We start from the raw sequence: 18,305 nt of genomic DNA, 5'->3' as shown, positions 1-18,305 counted from the left end.
CACTTAGACGAAAGTTCAAGTATGCAAATTTGTACGCAAAAGACTTTATTTATCTGTTTCTATGCCGATAACCTCATCATGAACGAACAAAGCCCGACATTACACCGTCATCCTCTGGCGGAAATTACATTACCAGATCGTGAATGGTCTGGTGAACTCGGCCGCGCTACACAAAATGGCGCGTTGTTCTCCTTATACCTTTCTATACATTGTCAACCAGGCTCGGAACCGCTCAGGATAATAGGTGCTGAGGAGCCTACGGTACCTGATGACGATTTTCCTGCGCGTTTAAATCACTACCGCCGTCCTGCGTTGCAGGCTGGCACAGTGGAATATCAAACCTCAGGCGTAACGTCGTTGCTGGCAAACAGTGGCGCTGTTGCCGCATTTTCTTTATGGCAATCGATGCACCCGGACCCGCTCAGTTATCGCGACAATGCGCAATCAATACCACCTGAGGTAAAAGTTAATTGCAGTTTAGCAACGCAGTTACGTTTAAGTGTGTCGACGTCAAATCAAAAAAGCGCGGATGAAACGGGTTTATTAGACGTAATAGAAAAATCCAACGATTTACTTTCGGCTTGATTTACATCAACGATACCGAGAGGGGGTCTGCTGCGCATTTGGCATAAAGGGACTGTTCTGGTATATTTCGCGCCGCAATTTGCACTGGTCTTACGTTCCAATCAGCAAAGGTGAACAATCTTATGTCTCAATATATCGTTTGCGCGATGTACAAATTCGTTGCGCTTGAAAACTTTGAATCTATGCGCCAGCCCCTCGTCGATGAGATGGAAGCGCTTGGTATCAAAGGTACATTACTGCTTGCCCATGAAGGCATTAACGGCACGGTGTCCGGTACCCGCGAAGGGATCGATGGCCTGCTGGCTTACCTTAACAGTGATGCACGAATCAATCCTATTTCCTACAAAGAATCCTTACACGAAGAACAGCCTTTTTACCGCACCAAGGTGAAACTGAAGAAGGAAATCGTGACCATGGGCGTGGAAGGTATTGATCCGCGTCATACTGTCGGTTCTTACGTGAAGCCAAAAGACTGGAATGCACTCATTAGCGACCCAGACGTGTTGGTGATTGATACCCGTAACGATTATGAAATTGAGATTGGCACTTTTAAACACGCGGTCGATCCGAAAACCAAAACGTTCCGCGAGTTTCCTGACTATGTGAAAGACAACATGGACAAGGACAAGCACAAGAAAGTGGCCATGTTCTGTACCGGCGGTATTCGCTGCGAAAAGTCGACGGCTTACTTAAAGGAACAGGGGTTCGACGAGGTGTATCACCTTGAAGGTGGCATCTTGCAGTATTTAGAAGATGTGCCGAAAGAAGAATCGTTGTGGGAAGGCGACTGTTTTGTATTTGATAACCGTGTAGCGGTAAATCATGATTTAGAGAAAAGTCAGTATGACGCTTGCTATGCCTGTCGTTTACCCATCACAGAGGACGATAAGCAGTCTGATAAATATGAAGCTGGCGTGAGCTGCCCGCACTGTTTTGGCACCCACAGCGAAGATCAGATTGCCCGTTTCCGCGAGCGTGAGAAGCAGGTTCAACTGGCAAAAGCGCGTAGCGAGGAACATGTTGGTTCTGATGCCCGCGTTGCAATGGAAAAACGCCGCCAGGAAAAGGCCGATGCGCAGCGTCAACGTGCACTTGCAGCAAAACAGAGTCAGTCTAAGTAGACAGTAGGGAAGTTGGGTTGTACACTTTATTTATAAGTCGTAAATAATCAGGACATTAAGTGAGCACTCAACTTTCAGAAGAAAAAATCGCCGAAATCAAAAGTGACTTCAGCTTTTTTGATAAAGACGGTAACGGTCAAATCGACCTGCCTGAATTTATTGAATTGCTGACCGTATTGTCACCAAAAACGAAAATGAGCCACGTAGAAGAAGGCTTTAAAATTATTGATGACAATGATGACGGCTATATCGACTTCGAAGAATTTCTTGCCTGGTGGCAGGAAGGCTGGTGGGAATATTAATTCCCGCTTAGCGAAAAATACTTACCATTAAAAACGGGCTCTGATGAGCCCGTTTTTTTATTCTTCTTCGTCGTCTACCACATCGGTACGCTTCTTTCTTTTCACCGGAATATGACCGGCTTCGTCGCCTTTCATGGTGTTAACCCGCCTTTTCACAACGGGTTTATTTCCGTCACTCTGCTGTGCTTTGCCGTTTTGCTGTCTATCGGCATTGGCAGCTTTCGGCGTACGTACTTTTTTGCCTGTGAATTTTGCAGGCAATTCAGGGTGAGCAGCACAGGTGACGTCGTAGCTTACATGGCTTTGAATGTTGAGGTAGCTAGTCCAGTCGCGAGGTCCTACAAATGAAATGGCGACACCTTTATCGCCAGCACGGCCGGTGCGACCTATGCGGTGAATATATTCGTCGGACTGTTTGGGCAAATCAAAATTGACGACCAGGCCCACTTTACGTAAATCCAAGCCTCTCGATGCCAGATCGGTGGTGACCAATACACTGTGCTGACCACGACTGAAGTTGCTCATGATGGCTGCGCGCTGGTTTTGCGGCAAATCGCCACGCAAGGCAATAGCTTCCAGATGTTGTTCGTTCAAAATTGCAGCGATTCGGTCGGTATCTTCTCGCGTCGCCGTAAACACAACAGCCTGGTTGTATGCTTGCGCCTCTAATACTGCAAGCAGCATGGTATCTTTGTGTTCAACGTCATCGGCGAAATACAGGCTCTGCTCTATGTCCTGGTGCGCAGCTGTTGATTCACCCACAGCAACACGTACCGGCGCTTTTAATAGCTCACGGGTGAGGTGGGTGAGGGCGATGTTATCCAGGGTAGCTGAAAATAACATGGTTTGCCGCTTGCGGTGGTCGGCAAATCGGTTGATCAGGTTGAGTTGTTCGGCAAATCCTAAGTCCATCATACGATCGGCTTCATCAAAGATAAGCAGTTCTAAACCATTAATGAAGAAAGATTTGTCTTCCAGATGATCGGCAATACGACCGGCCGTGCCTACGATGACGTGAGGATTACGGCGTAACACTTTGGTTTGATCGTTATAATTTTCGCCGCCAACGATAAGGGCGCTTTGAATACCTACACCGTTAGCCAGACTGCGGAGCTCAGAGAACACCTGCTTAGCCAATTCCCGGGTTGGGGCAAGAATAAGCGCACGAGGATCTTTCTTACTCAGCGCTTTGGTGGTCATCAATCTGTGAACCAGAGGTACCAGGAAAGCGAAGGTTTTGCCGGAGCCGGTTTTAGACGATGCCATGATGTCTTTGCCCTGCAGTGCAGGCAGGATGGTTTGTTCCTGTACGTCCGTTAAGGTTTCAAGGCCCTTTTCCTGAAGACGTTTGACAATTTTGTGATGAACCGGGAGATCGGCAATTAACAAGCTCAAGTGAATACCTCATAAATAGCAATGGCGGTATTATCCATGAAAGACAGCACCAGATAAAGGCATCAGAGAGAGTGGCGGCAAGAAAGAGGCGCTTAAAGCAGCGCCTCGGGTAGGGTACAGGCGATTGAGCCCATTATCAGAATTGCATTTCCGGTACATCATCGGCGGCAATCAGTTTACCTGCCGTTTTCTCACGAATTTCATCAACCGAAACGCCCGGTGCTCTTTCAGTTAAATGAAAGGCGCCATCAGCCACTTCCAGTACGGCTAAGTCGGTAATGATACGGGTAATACAGTTTACCCCAGTCAGGGGTAAGGTACATTCTCCGAGCAGTTTGGAGTTGCCATGTTTGTCAGCGTGCGTCATGGTAACGATGATGTTCTTGGCACCGGCTACTAAATCCATGGCGCCACCCATGCCTTTAATAAGTTTGCCTGGGATCATCCAACTGGCGATATTGCCGTTCACATCTACTTCAAAAGCGCCCAGCACGGTGAAATCCACATGACCACCCCGGATCATGGCAAAACTGTCTGCCGAACTAAAAATGGAAGCGCCGGTGATAGCCGTCACGGTTTCTTTACCTGCGTTGATCATGTCGGCATCCACTTCATCTTCATCTGGATAGCGGCCCATGCCTAAAAGTCCATTTTCCGACTGCAGCATTACTTCAATACCTTCAGGTACATAGTTGGCTGCCAGGGTAGGAATACCAATGCCCAGGTTTACGTAACTGCCGTCCTGGAATTCTTGCGCTACGCGCATTGCGATTTGATCTCTGGTTAATGCCATGATTACGCCTCCTTCTTCGCAGTGACGCGACGTTCAATACGTTTTTCGAACGTGCCTTTAATGACACGGTTTACAAAAATACCTGGCGTGTGAATTTGGGAAGGTTCAAGTTCACCCGGCTCAACAATCTCCTCCACCTCAACCACGGTGATCTTACCGGCCGTGGCGGCCATGGGGTTGAAGTTCTGCGCCGTATGACGGTAAACGCAGTTGCCGTAACGGTCGGCCTTCCAGGCTTTAACAATAGCAAAGTCGCCCACGATGGACTCTTCGAGAATATAAGGGCGGCCATTAAATTCTTTTACTTCTTTGCCTTCACCAACGGGTGTACCGTATCCGGTAGCCGTGTAGAAAGCAGGAATACCGGCACCGCCAGCACGGAGTTTTTCAGCCAATGTACCTTGAGGCGTCAGTTCTACTTCAAGCTCGCCATCCAGTAATTGCTTTTCGAACAGGGCATTCTCACCAACGTAAGACGAAATCATTTTTTTCACCTGACGGTCTTCAAGCAGGATGCCAAGACCGAAGCCGTCAACGCCACAGTTATTCGACACAATGGTTAGCCCGGTAACGCCTACTTTTTTAATTTGAGCGATCAAACCTTCTGGGATACCACATAAACCAAAGCCGCCTGCTACAACGGTCATGTTGTCTGACAGACCTTCCAGTGCTGCTTCATAACTGGTTACGACCTTATCGAAACCTGACATATGAATCTCCTGTTGATGAGTAAATAAACAAATAGAGTATCCGCGAAGGATAAAATTTTGTAAAATTGATTTTATATCAATATTAATAAATTAATTTTATCAATATGAGTATCTCTTACCGAAACATGTTGGCCTTCATTAGGGTTGCGGAATCTGCCACCTTCGCCGAAGCCGCTGAAAAATTACACCTCACACAACCCGCACTGTCTTCGGCTATCAAGAAAATGGAAGAACAGTTGGGAGGCAAACTGTTTAGCCGCAGTACCCGTCGTGTCACGCTAACGCCAGAAGGGCATACTTTGCTACCCACAGCAAGACGACTGGTAAATGAATGGGACGAAACTTACCACGACATGCAGAATTTGTTCGCTATGCAGCAAGGTAAGCTCACCATCGCTGCCATGCCTTCCTTTGCAGAGAGTAAATTGCCGGCGTTACTGAATGATTACCATCGGCAGTTTAGTAACATTCGACTTCGGGTGTTGGACGTTGTCATGGAGGCAACGATTGAAAATGTTCTTCAGGGAAATGCGGAAATTGGTTTTACATTCGAGCCGGAAGTGCACGATGGCTTGATTTTCACCCCGTTATTTACCGATGAATTTGTGGCCGTGATGTATCCGGGCCATACGCTGGCGTCTGAATACATGATATCGTGGCATGAGTTGTTACGTTATCCCTTCATTGCCATGAATCGGGGCTCAGCGGTACGGCGCTGGACAGAGCACGTTGCACAGGATATCGGACAGCTTAACATTATCGCCGAAACGGGACAGTTGGGCTCGGTGGGTCAGTTCATTGCGCAAGGTATGGGAATTTCTGTGGTGCCGGCTATTTGCCAGTCGCAAATGGAAAACCGTGGATTGAAGTGCCGGGCCATCAAAGACAATCCGCTGAAGAAGTCTGTGGGCATGGTTCGAAGTCAACGAACGGGGTTGTCGGTGGCGGCGGAAGAATTTTGGCGATTATGTGAGCGCGCATATCAATAGCAAGTCAACTTGCTTGTTAAGCTTGTTTATTTCAATTTATGCTCGTGAATAAAGCGAGTAATATGCTCGGGTTCGATGCATAGAGGTTAATGACAAACGCACAAAGGATGAAAAAAATCCTTTTTTCATTTCAGTTACGGGGTGAGCTTAAATTACCACTTCTTCTTCGGTGCAAATAACTCATCAAGTTCATCCCGCTCTTCTTCTTTACGACGGGCGCGATCTTCTGCATTCGCGTTTTTTAGATCGTCCTGAATGCTACTGAGCCATTCTTTGAGCGATGCTAATCGTGAAGCCATGTATTCGTCGGGTTGCGATTGTGCTTCTAATGCTTTTATGGCTTTTTCAAAATATTGTCTGGCAGAACCAAGCATGCCTGACTGCATGGCTGTTCTGCCCCGTTTAACCAATGTTTCGACATTCACTTTTAACTGGAGTCGTTCGAGGATTTTATCTTCTTCAGCAAAGGTCTTGTTATTGAGACGCCCTTTAGACAGCTCTGAGCGAAGCAAAATGCGAAGTTTCTTAACGGCCTGAATATATTGGATGATTAACTTATCGTTATCGGGCAGAACAAACTCGTTAGTGGGGCTGTTATCTAACGACATTGTGCCATTTTTTTGCTGTTCGGCTTCTGAAATTCTTTTCTTTATATCTGAATTTGCCGCACCCAGCTCAGCCATCCCTTTCAAGCCTGTGAGTACCCGGTCATTCAAAATTTGAATAAGGCGCGGCGAAACCGGCATGGATGCGCATGCTGAGATAACGTTCTCTGTTTCATCAATGAGATTACGGTATTTCGATAATTCGTTGCGTTTCTCTTGCTCTTGACGCGCGCGATGCTGTTGAAAAGCATTAATCACAAAGGCCGCAATGAGTAGCACAACGATGAGGATTATTATTGTAAACATGATTGATTATCCATTTCTAAAGGTTCGACGATTACATTCATTTCGCCGATTCTGTACTGACCTGTCCGATTCATCGTTACGGCAGTGTGACTTCAAAGACACTGCCGCCAAGGTTACCACCGTTACTGAGAGAAATCTCACCATGGGTTGTTTGTTTACAATGGGCATTGGCAATGAGTCTGGCGAAATAAAGCCCCAGGCCAGTTCGCCCCTGACTCACATCGAAACCGGCTAAATCCTGCGTACTCCTCTCTAACATTGACTGGGGATAGCCTTCACCATCATCTTCAACGGTAATAATGAGCTTGTTGTCCACTATAGTTGCAGTGAGTTGTATTTGAGAGGTGCCATAACGCATTGCGTTGATAAGTACATCGTTAATCAACATAAAAATCAATTCTCTGTCGAGATACCAACTTATATCTTCTTGCACGTTAATGGTCACCAGCAGGTTCTTCTGTTCCATGTAAATGCGCACGGAAGACATTACGTCATCGAATAAATCGCTAATGAAACACTCATCAATCGTGACAGGCAGTTTGTCGAGTTCTGCACGGTATAACGACAGGATCTGCACCAGGTTCGTATTCAGCCGTGTTGCCTCGTAGTGCACACTGGCCACCTGTGTTGCCACTTCACCATTACCGGGTGGAACCAGCTCAGACAGCGACTCTATCGACTGTATTAGCAAGCAGAGTGAGTTCTTCATGTCGTGCACAGCGGCAGCAAGCACCGAGGAAAAATCAATGGTTTGAGATGGCTGTGATGACGACATGCTGTTATGTCCTGATAATTTATTTGCTAATCAAACCCACATCGATTGAATGTATTGGTCTGAACTGAGTGTGAGTATAGCTTACAAATAGGTTATCGGTCACTGTCTACAGAACTGAATTAAAAAGGTTTGTTGTAGTGTAAATCATCTTAATCAGGCGCATTTAATCTCGTTATAACCGAATAGCCTATAGCTTTCGTCTGCAGTTTTAGTTATAACGGTAGATCAAAATAGATTATTTTGTTCAAGTCGGTGAAGGACTCGCGCAATGAAATTACAGCAGCTCAGATATATCGTTGAAGTTCAAAACAACAATCTGAATGTATCCGCAACAGCAGAAAGTCTGTACACCTCTCAACCCGGTATCTCCAAGCAAGTTCGTATGCTAGAAGATGAATTGGGCGTACAAATCTTTGGTCGTAGCGGCAAACACCTTACTCACGTTACCGATGCAGGTAACGATGTAATCAATATTGCCCGGGAAATTCTCGCCAAAGTTGAAAGCATTAAGTCGGTTGCTCGAGAGCATACCTTGCCAGATCAAGGCAAGCTGAATATTGCGACTACCCATACTCAGGCACGCTATGCGTTGCCCGATGTGATTAAAGGCTTTATGCACAAATATCCGAAAGTATCTTTGCACATGCATCAGGGTACTCCGTCTCAAATTTCTGATTTGGCTGCCAAAGGCGAAGCCGACTTTGCCATTGCCACCGAAGCATTGCATTTGTATAACGACCTGGTGATGCTGCCTTGCTATCACTGGAACCGAAGTGTGATTGTGAATAAAGATCACCCGCTGTCTAAGAAAGGTTCTATTGATATTTCAGATATTGCAAAGTATCCGCTGGTGACGTACGTGTTTGGCTTTACGGGTAGGTCTGAACTGGATCAAGCTTTTGAACGCGCCGGCCTGACACCAAAAATTGTGTTTACTGCCACCGACGCCGATGTCATCAAGACGTATGTGCGTTTAGGAGTAGGCATTGGCGTGATTGCTTCTATGGCGGTAAGTGAAGAACTTGATAGCGATCTGGTGAAAATCGACGCGTCGCACTTGTTCGATTACAGCACCACCAAAATTGGTTTCCGCAAAGGCTCGTTTTTGCGTACTTACATGTATGACTTCATCGAGCGATTCGCACCGCATCTGACCAAAGACAAGGTGGAAAAAGCGATGATGCTGAAGAACAATGATGAAGTGGAAAAAATGTTCCGTGGGATCACGTTGCCGGTTAAATAATTAACCGGCAAATTCGCACACCTTACATCATCAACATTCGATAATGTTGACTGCGAGACCGCCTCTGGCGGTTTCTTTGTATTTGGTTTTCATGTCATTGCCGGTGTCGCGCATGGTTTTAATTACTTTATCCAGTGACACCTTATGATCGCCTGAACCGCGCATTGCCAAGCGACTGGCGTTGATGGCCTTGATCGCGCCCATGGCATTGCGTTCAATACACGGCACTTGTACCAGGCCACCCACCGGATCGCAGGTAAGCCCTAAGTTATGTTCCATGCCGATTTCCGCAGCATTTTCTACTGCAGACACCGTGGCACCCATAATTTCGGCCAATGCGCCCGCTGCCATAGAACAGGCCACGCCCACTTCACCCTGACAGCCTACCTCTGCACCAGAAATCGACGCGTTCTCTTTATACAGAATACCAATGGCACCAGCCGTTAGCAGAAAACGTGCGGCCGTTTCTTCATCCATGGGGCGGATAAACTTGTCGAAATAGGCCATGACGGCAGGAATAATTCCCGCGGCACCGTTTGTGGGCGCGGTAACCACACGACCACCGGCAGCATTTTCTTCGTTAACGGCGAGGGCAAAGAGGTTAACCCAATCCATAGTTTGCATGGGATCGGCAGAGCGCTCCGATTGTAATCGGCGGTACAAACCCGGTGCTCGCCTCACCACTTTAAGACCGCCAGGAAGGATACCTTCGTTGTCGATACCACGTTCAATACAGGCTTTCATGGTAAGCCAGATATCAAACAGTTTACTTTTAACTTCTTTAGCAGGGCGAAGCACATTTTCGTTTTTCAGCATCAAAGAACTGATCCGCAACCCATTTGTGTTGCACTGCTCGCAAAGTTGCGCCGCTGTTTTAAACGGGTAGGGCACTGTGGCTTGCGTGGTCATTGCCAGCGTTTTTGCAGCATCAAAATCTTCATCTTTGATAATGAATCCGCCGCCTATGCTGTAATAGGTTTGGGATTTAACCAGGTTATCGGTGCTATCGTAGGCAAAAAATGTCAGTGCATTGGCGTGCTTGGGCAGTGTTTTTCGGCGATGAAAAACAATGGCGTTTTTATTTGGAAAACGAACGCGCTGCTCACCGTTTAGTAATAAAAATTGTGTTTTCTCTATGTCAGCCAGGCGGCTGTCGATGGTATCGACATCAACAGATTCAGGCATTTCACCCAGTAAACCGAGAATAACGGCTTTGCCTGTACCGTGGCCTTTACCTGTTTGACCTAAAGAACCATACAACTCTACGGTAACCGCGGTTATTGAAGAAATCGATTGGTCAGCACTAAGCTCAGCGGCGAATTCCGCACCGGCACGCATTGGGCCAACGGTATGGGAACTGGAGGGGCCAATACCCACGCTGAACATATCAAATACACTGATCATAAACTGTCGTAACTCACATTATTTTAATTATGGTTAACGATGATGCATGGGATATCGATTAACTACAATACAGAAAATTTTATGGTTGAATAAGAAAAGCTAATAGGATGTAAATAAATGTTGATAGCAGACGGGCCAGACAAACCCGCTTAGTCGTTTAATAGATGACTGGAAAGATTACGAAGAATTGCCGCAGTTGCGCCCCAAATCATGCGGTTTTCCCAAGGAATAAAATACACCGGATACTGCCTGGGGAAACGCTGCGCCATGTGTACCAGATGATTCTGGCGATTCATAAGAAATGCTAACGGTACTTCAAAAGTAGATGCCACCTCATTGGGGTCGATGGTAATGGCATGCTGCGGTGACACAAACCCCACTACCGGGGTCATGGCATAGCCGCTGATAGTGCGGTATTCCGGAAGCGCACCAATCACTTCTACTTCAGATGGAAGCACGCCCACTTCTTCGTGCGCTTCTCTTAAGGCCGTTTCGATAAGGGAGTTATCTTGTGCTTCGGCACCGCCACCGGGGAAACTAATTTGCCCAGGGTGATGGCGCAAGTGTAGTGCTCTTTCGGTTAGTAGCACCATTAAGCCGTTATCGCGCTCTACCAAAGGGATAAGCACGGCAGCTGCACGTCCCGCTTTGCGTAGAGGAAAATCAGCTTCGTAATCCACCAGTCTGAGATGGTGATAACGTTGCAGAAATTCATTGCGATTCAAGGGCTGTCTCCGGTTCGTTTAGCGCATAAATTGTTTGAGCGTGGGTAAGATGCGCGACACTTTGTCCAGGGTTTCCTGATATTCTTCGTCTGGCTGTGAATCGACCACAATGCCGCCACCGGCCCAGCAGTATAGATTTCCCTGTTCGGCCAACAACGTTCGGATAAGAATGCTGGAGTCCATATCCTGCCGGAAGCCGAGATAAAAAATACTGCCACAATACACATTTCGACGATGGGGCTCTAATTCATCGATAATTTCCATTGCACGTATTTTCGGTGCGCCGGTTATAGAACCGCCTGGAAAAGCGCCAGCTAATAAATCCAGTGGGCTGGCATCGTCATTTAATTCACCCGTCACGGTACTAACCATATGGTGCACGGCTTCGTAACTTTCAAGGGCGAAGAGTGCAGGCACTTCAACGGTGCCAGGTTTGCAGTGTTTAGATAAGTCGTTTCGCAGTAAGTCCACGATCATCAAGTTTTCTGCGCGGTCTTTCTCGGCAGCTAACAATGCGTCAGCACTGGCTTTATCTTGTTTAGCATCTGTGAAGCGCGGGCGTGTTCCCTTAATGGGTTTCGTTTCCACTTTTCCCTCGCGAACTGATAAAAATCGTTCCGGTGAGATACTGATAACGGTGGATTCTGGTAAGCGGAAAAAGGCAGAAAAAGGGGCTTTGTTTGCTGCACTGAGTGTCTGATACGCCTGCCATTCGTTACCAATGTAACTGGCCTTGAAACGTTGCGCCATATTGACTTGATAACAATCGCCGGCGAGCAAGTACTCATGAATTTGATGTAGCGCACTGACATACTGTTGTTGAGTAAGGTTTGATTGCCAGTTACTGGTAAGACGAAATGACTCGGCTTCATCATCTAGCGCATCTACAACAGGAAAATCAGGTGCTTCTATGTTACAGAGTCGACAAAAATAGCGTTTACCGGTTGCCGTGTCTTCTATCACAGATTGCTCGAACAAACCGACAGCAAGATCAGGACAAACGTATTCATCGCAAGCGTTTTCAGGCAGCACTTCGTAATACCGGCCTAAATCATAACCTGCTAAGCCGGCACTTCCGATGAGAAACGGTAATGCTTGTATGTCTGTCGTGGGTACGTTGGTGTCGATTGAAATAGCGGAAAGCGCAGCACGCTGCAAATTATCGAGTACCTTTAATGGCGCCTCTGATGATTCAGTACATTGCCCAGTGTTACTAATAGTAACCCGGGTTTTACCGTGACGACTTTCAACAACCACAGAGGGGGCCCACAACATAATATTGTAACGACCAAACGCGGTATTACCGCCCGAGGTATCGAACAGCATGGCATAGGGAAGGTGCTGTACCCGTTCGAAAAGTTGTGTAAATGGCTCGGTTGTGTCGATTTCACTGATAAACAGTGTGTTGGAAGACGGTTTGTACAAATTGTGACTCATGAAGATATAAACAATTGCTCTGTAACACTATTATATAAACAAAACGCATAAGCGACACCAAAGTCGCAGGCCTGAAACGTGGTGCGGTTTGCCAAGATGCGCTAGTATACGCTCTTTCGATTCCTTAACACCACCAAGAACACCTACAAGGTACTTAGAAAAGAGGACGCCATGACCGTTATCCGTCAACAAGACTTCATTGACAGCATTGAAGATGCGCTTCAGTTCATCTCTTATTATCATCCACTGGATTACGTAAAAGCGGTAGAGCAGGCATACCTTAAAGAAGAGAGCCAGGCAGCCAAAGACGCCATGGCGCAAATTCTGATTAACTCTCGCATGTCTGCTGAAGGCAAGCGACCGCTGTGTCAGGACACCGGTATTGTTACTTGCTTCGTAAAAGTGGGTATGGGCGTGAGCTGGGACAAAACCGACATGACCGTTCAGCAAATGGTTGATGAAGGTACGCGTCGCGCGTATCTGAACCCAGATAACCCGCTGCGTGCTTCCATCGTTGCTGACCCAGCAGGTAGCCGCAAGAACACCAAAGACAACACGCCAGCGGTTGTTCACCTTGATATGGTTGCCGGTGATAAGATTGAAGTGATGATCGCGGCCAAGGGTGGCGGTTCTGAGAACAAATCTAAAATGGTTATGCTGAACCCGTCTGACGACATCGTTGAATGGGTAGTGAAAACCCTGCCAACCATGGGTGCTGGCTGGTGTCCGCCGGGCATGCTGGGAATAGGTATCGGCGGTACAGCTGAAAAAGCCGCGGTACTGGCAAAAGAAAGTCTGATGGATCCGGTTGATATTCAGGAGCTGATTGAACGCGGTCCTGAGACCACCGAAGAGAAACTGCGTGTAGACATTTACAACGCGGTAAACAAACTGGGCATTGGTGCACAGGGTCTGGGCGGTCTGACCACCGTTGTTGACGTTAAAGTGATGTCTCTGCCGACTCACGCGGCATCTAAGCCTGTTGCGATGATCCCTAACTGTGCGGCAACCCGTCACGCTCACTTCTACCTTGACGGTAGCGGTCCTGCAGACCTGAAAGCGCCTAAGCTGGAAGAATGGCCGGAAGTAACCTGGGAAGTCAGCGAAAATACCCGCCGTGTGAACATGGACGAAGTAACCAAAGAAGATATCCAGGAATGGAAAGTAGGCGAAACCGTGCTGCTGTCCGGTAAGATGTTGACTGGCCGTGATGCGGCACACAAACGCATTCAGACCATGCTGGATAACGGTGAAGGCCTGCCTGAAGGTGTGGATCTGAACGGTAAGTTCATCTACTACGTAGGCCCTGTTGATGCAGTGGGTGACGAGGTGGTTGGTCCTGCTGGCCCGACAACGGCTACCCGTATGGATAAATTCACCGACATGATGCTGGAAAAAACCGGTATCGCGGGCATGATTGGTAAAGCAGAGCGTGGCCCTGCGACGGTTGAGTCTATTGCTAAGCATAAATCAGTGTATCTGATGGCGGTTGGTGGTGCAGCATATCTGGTATCAAAAGCGATCAAGAAAGCCCGGGTTGTGGCTTTCGAAGATTTAGGTATGGAAGCCATCTACGAATTTGAAGTAGAAGATATGCCTGTAACGGTGGCAGTAGATAGCACCGGTGCCAACGCGCACAAGACCGGACCGGCTATCTGGAAAGCAAAAATTGAAGAGCTAGACAAAGAACTGGCTAAATAAACAGTATTTTTGCTGTAAACGGGTACCTTTAGGTACCCGTTTTTGTTTGTGGGTGGCACAATAGTGGTTCAATAATAAAGAGAATCACTATGGACGCGTTAACTCCTTTTTCTTCCCTGCCTGTACTTGCTGCCTTCGTTGTGGCAATTGCTATTACGTTGTTATTCGCCAGTTTACGTAATCGACAGCAACGCCAACATTATGAAAGCCAGATATCCTCACTGAATAACCTGATTGCAGAATACAAGCAGCGGACCGATGCCTTAGATGAGGAGTTGGCCGAATATCGCGAGCGTTTATTTAATAACCAGACACAGCTTGGTGAACTCAGTCATCGCGCCTCCATGATTGTGCCGATGCAGGAAGAACTAAAGGAATTTAAACAGCAGTGCCGGGAAGAGCAGCGGATAAATGCAGATCTCTCTGCACGCCTTCAGTCACAACAAGCCCAATTCGATGAAGCCAATAAAGCCAGCACTGAGAAACTGGCGCTAATGGAAGCCGCTGAAAAGCGTCTTCAGGCGCAGTTCGAGAATCTCGCTAACCGTATTTTCGAGCAGAAAAGCGAACGCTTCACGCAAATGAATAACACCGGTATGAATGCACTGCTCGAACCTCTAAAGTTACAAATTGATACCTTCCGAAAGCAGATGGGCGAGCAGCATAGTCGTGAAGGGCAGGAGCGGGCATCACTTAAAACCGAAATTCTGTCGCTGAAAGAGCTGAACAAACGTATTACCGAAGAAGCCGCCGCCCTCACCAAAGCACTGAAAGGCGACAACAAGCAACAAGGTAACTGGGGCGAAGTGGTGCTGGAGCGTATTCTGAAAGAATCCGGCTTGCGTGAAGGCCATGAATTTGAAACCCAGGTATCAGCAAAGGACATCAACGGCAGATTGCAGCAGCCTGATGTGGTGGTACATCTGCCAAATGAGAAAGATGTTATTATCGATTCCAAAGTTAGCCTGCGTGCCTACGAACAATTCTTTAACTGTGATGACGATGCGCTACGCGCAAGATTTCTTTCCGAACACGTTAACTCGCTAAAGGCACATATCAAGGGGCTCGGTGGCAAACGCTACCAGGACATCAAGTCACTGCGAACGCTGGATTACGTACTCATGTTCATTCCCGTCGAGCCCGCTTTTCTCTTGGCAGTGCAGGAAGATCCCTCGCTGGTTTCCCTAGCATTAGACAACAATATTTTGCTCGTAAGCCCAACTAACTTGCTGGTGGCTCTTCGTACTATCAACAACATCTGGCAATACGAATACCAGCACCAAAATGCACAGCATATTGCCGAGCATGCAGGCAAGCTGTACGACAAGTTCGTGGGCTTTATTGGTGACTTAGAAAAAGTAGGTAAGCACGTGGAAAACACGCAAAAATCCTACGACGCTGCCATGAACAAGCTTACAGAAGGGCGCGGAAACCTGGTGCGGCAAGTAGAATATTTCCGCGAACTCGGCGTACAGCCACAAAAGAAACTCAATCCCGGCCTGATGCCTGCCGACGAGGAAGGTGAATAAATGTTTAACCAACCAAGCATTAGAGAGAAAGGAAAAGACAAAGATTGCCTTGGAAAATTCGCTAAGGCGGAATAATTCCCGTTTTGTCGTTTTTAGACAAACCGACAAAAAACGACAATATGGTAACAGGTGGATTTAAGGGATGTTTTGGCTTAATCTGGAATTCTTTATAATCATAAAATATCCCAAACAGGGACCGGGAAAACGGACAGTTTGGGATTTAGTAAGTTGTTAGGTGCACAAGGAGGATTTATGCATCGTATTCTTTTCGTAATAGTTCCTTTATTGATATCTGGTTTCTGTTTAGCCGATGAAGCTCTTGGTTACAAAGGTAAGAATGGAAAAGTGTTCGGTTACGAAAGCGTTGAATTAGCTTTAGAAGCACTTCGTAATAAGCCTAATGTCGATATTAGTGGGAAGGGCGGTTGGACGATTGTTAGTGACAACGCCGAAAAAGCTTTGTGGTCTTTTGCTCCCGTTAACCACTCCGCTTACCCCTCTGTCGTGAGGCGAGTTGTAGTTGAAGAAAACGGTCAAATTTTTATCGATACACAGGTTCGATGCGGTGCGGAAAAAGTCGACTGTGACAAATTGGTTCAGGACTTTATTGAGTTAAATAGTAAAGTAACTCAAGAGGTTAACGGTGCTAAAGGCACCTAACAAACGCATTAAATCGCTCGCAAGCTCGCTGGGACAGTAACACGTGGGCTCTGTCGCTTCGCTCGGATTTTAGCCCACGTGTTACTGCCCCTTATGTGGGTGTTATAAGGCTCGAAAGTAATGGTGAAAATTTTATTAGTCACTCTTTTTTTGACATTCAGCATAACCTGCATAGCTGACTGTAAAAGGTGGGAATATGGAAGTTTACTAACCACAGTTACATCGAATGGTAAAAAACCAGAAGATGAGAAATTCGACAGTGTTACTGTGTGGAGGAGTCCAGCTGGATTAACAGTGTGGTCTAATAACAAGCTACTTAGTAGTGACTCAACTGACAAATCTTTGAAGGATTATTTTTCAGTCAAATCTCTCGACCCTATAAATATACTTAATTCATTGGGTAATTTAGGATGGGAATCTTATGGTTTTGAAATCCCTAAATTTTCAGGTAACGAAAAATCGCAAAACTGGCAGCTAAAACGTTGTAAGCTGGGAGCCTTATAACAAACGCATTAAATCGTTCGCAAGCTCGCTGGGACGCTAACACATGGGCTGCGTCACTTCGTTCCTAATTTTAGCCCATGTGTTATCGCCCTTTATGCGGGTGTTAGATTCTATTTAGTTCTTTCATTTCTCTCTTTGTTTCTTTGTGCGCCTAGATGCGCAAGGTTGTTTCTTCTGGGGCTCATTGAGAGTTTGGCGGCAGCGGTTTCGCTAGCGGCAAGTCAACGAAGTTGTCTCCAGAATCGTAAAGCCAGCAACCAGAAATCACCGCTTTACAGAACATCGCCATGTTGTTTCGGCACGAACATCATCGCTCTTTTGGTATCAGGCTTTAGAAGCGTTGTATTGTTCAGCGCATTTGCAAAAGTAACAGCATATCAATGGTGGTTGTTTGGAAATCGCCTTTTCTTTGGCCACTTTTTCACATTTGGCTTTTCGTATTAGGTTGTTTTAAAGTCAGTTTATGTTTTGAGTTTGCAGCATTTTCAAACCAGCGGTGGCAGCAAAGCTGCGAACGTTGGTCTCTGCGGTATCTAACAATCGCATTAAAACGCTCGCAGGCTCGCTGGGACGCTAACGCATGGGCAGCGTCACTTCGTTCCTATTTTAGCCCATGTGTTATCGCCCTTTATGCGGGTGTTATGTACTTTAAGGATGAAGATGAATAAATTTGTAGTTTTAGCTCTGCCAATTTTGGGATTGCTTGGTTGCCAGTCAACCGCTCCTACCAGCAATGATAATACGGTCATCAATTCGGCAGTTGAGAACAGAAATAATATCAAACCAATTATCATGATTACGGCTATGTACCCTGACTACGAGTTCCAAAACGGAATTGAAGGTAGTTGTAAAGTATCATTTGATTTAATCGATCAAGAAAAATTTGGTTCTGCGCCAGCAAACGTAGAACCGCTGCAGTGCTCAAACTCTAACTTTCTTCGCGCTTGTGAAAAAGCTCTCACCAAGTGGCGTTTCAAAGAACTTTCCAAGCTGGACAAAAGTGAATCGCCAATAGGTTTGCAATACACCTGCAAGTTTGAATTAGAACGTACATAACAAACGCATTAAATCGCTCGCAAGCTCGCTGGGACGCTAACACATGGGCTGCGTCACTTCGTTCCTAATTTTAGCCCATGTGTTATCGCCCTTTATGCGGGTGTTAGGCATTTTGGATTAAGCATAATGAGTTTTAAAACACTCAGTTCCATCACATCAGTTGTCGCATTCATATTGTTTGCCAACTTTCTAGTCTTCCCTGACTTGTTATTTTACATTTTTGGCGTTGAGGGATCCGATAGTGCATATTTCATTGGGAAACGGCTATCCGTTTTATTTTTTGGCATGTCCATTTTAACTTGGTTTAGTCGAAATGCGGAACATTCTGAGGCGCGACAAGCAATATCCTTAAGTATATCTATATCCATGTTTGCAATGGCATTTCTCGGCTTATTTGAGTATTTTCGGGGCTTTGCAGGCATCGGAATATTAATTGCTGTAATCACAGAAATGTTAATTGGGTAT

Annotated in this window: 19 protein-coding genes; 11 read left to right on the top strand and 8 right to left on the bottom strand. The window is 46.5% G+C overall.

The window, feature by feature from the left end:
- The first annotated feature begins 21 nt into the window (after nucleotides 1–21).
- The 3 genes from BFC18_RS04620 to BFC18_RS04610 all read left to right on the top strand — a co-directional run bounded on the left by BFC18_RS04620 (nucleotide 22) and on the right by BFC18_RS04610 (nucleotide 2,008).
- The gene (locus BFC18_RS04620) at nucleotides 22–585 is read left to right on the top strand and encodes a VC2046/SO_2500 family protein (protein WP_070124034.1); all 564 of its coding nucleotides are present in this window, start codon (nucleotides 22–24) and stop codon (nucleotides 583–585) included.
- A 122-nt stretch (nucleotides 586–707) separates the two neighbouring features.
- Nucleotides 708–1,706, top strand: a complete 999-nt coding sequence (gene trhO, locus BFC18_RS04615; RefSeq protein WP_070124033.1) for an oxygen-dependent tRNA uridine(34) hydroxylase TrhO — start codon at nucleotides 708–710, stop codon at nucleotides 1,704–1,706.
- Nucleotides 1,707–1,765: 59 nt separating this feature from the next.
- Complete coding sequence (locus tag BFC18_RS04610; protein WP_070124032.1) at nucleotides 1,766–2,008, top strand: EF-hand domain-containing protein; 243 nt, start codon at nucleotides 1,766–1,768, stop codon at nucleotides 2,006–2,008.
- 57 nt (nucleotides 2,009–2,065) lie between these two features.
- Here BFC18_RS04610 and BFC18_RS04605 read toward each other — a convergent pair whose 3' ends face one another.
- The 3 genes from BFC18_RS04605 to BFC18_RS04595 form a co-directional block, all read right to left on the bottom strand.
- A complete protein-coding gene (locus BFC18_RS04605; protein WP_070124268.1) occupies nucleotides 2,066–3,397 on the bottom strand; it encodes a DEAD/DEAH box helicase in 1,332 nt (443 codons plus the stop codon).
- Between the two features lie 142 nt (nucleotides 3,398–3,539).
- Nucleotides 3,540–4,196, bottom strand: a complete 657-nt coding sequence (locus tag BFC18_RS04600) for a CoA transferase subunit B (RefSeq protein WP_070124031.1) — start codon at nucleotides 4,194–4,196, stop codon at nucleotides 3,540–3,542.
- Nucleotides 4,197–4,198: 2 nt separating this feature from the next.
- The gene (locus BFC18_RS04595; protein ID WP_070124030.1) at nucleotides 4,199–4,906 is read right to left on the bottom strand and encodes a CoA transferase subunit A; all 708 of its coding nucleotides are present in this window, start codon (nucleotides 4,904–4,906) and stop codon (nucleotides 4,199–4,201) included.
- 104 nt (nucleotides 4,907–5,010) lie between these two features.
- On the opposite strand from BFC18_RS04595, the gene BFC18_RS04590 reads away from it, so the two are divergent.
- Complete coding sequence (locus tag BFC18_RS04590; RefSeq protein ID WP_070124029.1) at nucleotides 5,011–5,895, top strand: LysR family transcriptional regulator; 885 nt, start codon at nucleotides 5,011–5,013, stop codon at nucleotides 5,893–5,895.
- A gap of 152 nt (nucleotides 5,896–6,047) precedes the next feature.
- Here BFC18_RS04590 and BFC18_RS04585 read toward each other — a convergent pair whose 3' ends face one another.
- Together BFC18_RS04585 and BFC18_RS04580 are read right to left on the bottom strand one after the other, a co-directional pair.
- Entirely contained in the window at nucleotides 6,048–6,809 is a 762-nt protein-coding gene (locus BFC18_RS04585; protein ID WP_139138953.1) for a hypothetical protein, read from the bottom strand.
- A 73-nt stretch (nucleotides 6,810–6,882) separates the two neighbouring features.
- Entirely contained in the window at nucleotides 6,883–7,581 is a 699-nt protein-coding gene (locus tag BFC18_RS04580; protein ID WP_070124027.1) for a sensor histidine kinase, read from the bottom strand.
- A gap of 268 nt (nucleotides 7,582–7,849) precedes the next feature.
- Between BFC18_RS04580 and cysB the strand changes: the two genes are divergently transcribed.
- Nucleotides 7,850–8,824 carry an HTH-type transcriptional regulator CysB gene (gene cysB / locus BFC18_RS04575; RefSeq protein ID WP_070124026.1) on the top strand — a complete coding sequence of 325 codons (975 nt, stop codon included), beginning with the start codon at nucleotides 7,850–7,852 and terminating at the stop codon, nucleotides 8,822–8,824.
- A gap of 30 nt (nucleotides 8,825–8,854) precedes the next feature.
- Here cysB and BFC18_RS04570 read toward each other — a convergent pair whose 3' ends face one another.
- From BFC18_RS04570 to pabB, 3 genes are all read right to left on the bottom strand, one after another.
- Nucleotides 8,855–10,228, bottom strand: a complete 1,374-nt coding sequence (locus tag BFC18_RS04570; protein ID WP_070124025.1) for an L-serine ammonia-lyase — start codon at nucleotides 10,226–10,228, stop codon at nucleotides 8,855–8,857.
- A 149-nt stretch (nucleotides 10,229–10,377) separates the two neighbouring features.
- Nucleotides 10,378–10,953 carry a CoA pyrophosphatase gene (locus BFC18_RS04565; RefSeq protein ID WP_070124024.1) on the bottom strand — a complete coding sequence of 192 codons (576 nt, stop codon included), beginning with the start codon at nucleotides 10,951–10,953 and terminating at the stop codon, nucleotides 10,378–10,380.
- An 18-nt stretch (nucleotides 10,954–10,971) separates the two neighbouring features.
- Complete coding sequence (gene pabB, locus BFC18_RS04560; protein WP_070124023.1) at nucleotides 10,972–12,390, bottom strand: aminodeoxychorismate synthase component I; 1,419 nt, start codon at nucleotides 12,388–12,390, stop codon at nucleotides 10,972–10,974.
- A 171-nt stretch (nucleotides 12,391–12,561) separates the two neighbouring features.
- On the opposite strand from pabB, the gene BFC18_RS04555 reads away from it, so the two are divergent.
- From BFC18_RS04555 to BFC18_RS21825, 6 genes are all read left to right on the top strand, one after another.
- Nucleotides 12,562–14,091 carry a fumarate hydratase gene (locus BFC18_RS04555; RefSeq protein ID WP_070124022.1) on the top strand — a complete coding sequence of 510 codons (1,530 nt, stop codon included), beginning with the start codon at nucleotides 12,562–12,564 and terminating at the stop codon, nucleotides 14,089–14,091.
- Nucleotides 14,092–14,180: 89 nt separating this feature from the next.
- Nucleotides 14,181–15,620, top strand: coding sequence for a DNA recombination protein RmuC (gene rmuC / locus BFC18_RS04550; RefSeq protein ID WP_070124021.1), 1,440 nt, complete (start codon nucleotides 14,181–14,183; stop codon nucleotides 15,618–15,620).
- Between the two features lie 252 nt (nucleotides 15,621–15,872).
- On the top strand, nucleotides 15,873–16,280 hold the full coding sequence (locus BFC18_RS04545; RefSeq protein ID WP_070124020.1) for a hypothetical protein: 408 nt from the start codon (nucleotides 15,873–15,875) through the stop codon (nucleotides 16,278–16,280).
- Between the two features lie 120 nt (nucleotides 16,281–16,400).
- Complete coding sequence (locus BFC18_RS04540; protein ID WP_070124019.1) at nucleotides 16,401–16,784, top strand: hypothetical protein; 384 nt, start codon at nucleotides 16,401–16,403, stop codon at nucleotides 16,782–16,784.
- A gap of 660 nt (nucleotides 16,785–17,444) precedes the next feature.
- Nucleotides 17,445–17,840: an energy transducer TonB gene (locus BFC18_RS04530; RefSeq protein WP_070124017.1), complete on the top strand. Its 396-nt coding sequence runs from the start codon at nucleotides 17,445–17,447 to the stop codon at nucleotides 17,838–17,840.
- Between the two features lie 126 nt (nucleotides 17,841–17,966).
- The coding region (locus BFC18_RS21825) for a hypothetical protein (protein WP_070124016.1) at nucleotides 17,967–18,305 on the top strand (339 nt) is incomplete at its 3' end.

This window comes from Alteromonas confluentis, from assembly GCF_001757105.1.
GTDB classification, from domain to species: domain Bacteria; phylum Pseudomonadota; class Gammaproteobacteria; order Enterobacterales; family Alteromonadaceae; genus Alteromonas; species Alteromonas confluentis.
Note: the sequence above shows the minus strand (reverse complement) of the source record. Positions and strands in the feature narration are given on the sequence as shown.

Bases quoted from the DNA above. Each gene is read 5' to 3' on its own strand.
- pabB (WP_070124023.1), bottom strand. From the start codon at position 12,390: ATGAGTCACAATTTGTACAAACCGTCTTCCAACACACTGTTTATCAGT.
- trhO (WP_070124033.1), top strand. From the start codon at position 708: ATGTCTCAATATATCGTTTGCGCGATGTACAAATTCGTTGCGCTTGAA.
- BFC18_RS04590 (WP_070124029.1), top strand. From the start codon at position 5,011: ATGAGTATCTCTTACCGAAACATGTTGGCCTTCATTAGGGTTGCGGAA.
- rmuC (WP_070124021.1), top strand. From the start codon at position 14,181: ATGGACGCGTTAACTCCTTTTTCTTCCCTGCCTGTACTTGCTGCCTTC.
- BFC18_RS04540 (WP_070124019.1), top strand. From the start codon at position 16,401: ATGGTGAAAATTTTATTAGTCACTCTTTTTTTGACATTCAGCATAACC.
- BFC18_RS04570 (WP_070124025.1), bottom strand. From the start codon at position 10,228: ATGATCAGTGTATTTGATATGTTCAGCGTGGGTATTGGCCCCTCCAGT.
- BFC18_RS04620 (WP_070124034.1), top strand. From the start codon at position 22: ATGCAAATTTGTACGCAAAAGACTTTATTTATCTGTTTCTATGCCGAT.
- BFC18_RS04545 (WP_070124020.1), top strand. From the start codon at position 15,873: ATGCATCGTATTCTTTTCGTAATAGTTCCTTTATTGATATCTGGTTTC.
- BFC18_RS04600 (WP_070124031.1), bottom strand. From the start codon at position 4,196: ATGGCATTAACCAGAGATCAAATCGCAATGCGCGTAGCGCAAGAATTC.
- BFC18_RS04530 (WP_070124017.1), top strand. From the start codon at position 17,445: ATGAATAAATTTGTAGTTTTAGCTCTGCCAATTTTGGGATTGCTTGGT.
- BFC18_RS04580 (WP_070124027.1), bottom strand. From the start codon at position 7,581: ATGTCGTCATCACAGCCATCTCAAACCATTGATTTTTCCTCGGTGCTT.
- BFC18_RS04555 (WP_070124022.1), top strand. From the start codon at position 12,562: ATGACCGTTATCCGTCAACAAGACTTCATTGACAGCATTGAAGATGCG.
- BFC18_RS04595 (WP_070124030.1), bottom strand. From the start codon at position 4,906: ATGTCAGGTTTCGATAAGGTCGTAACCAGTTATGAAGCAGCACTGGAA.
- cysB (WP_070124026.1), top strand. From the start codon at position 7,850: ATGAAATTACAGCAGCTCAGATATATCGTTGAAGTTCAAAACAACAAT.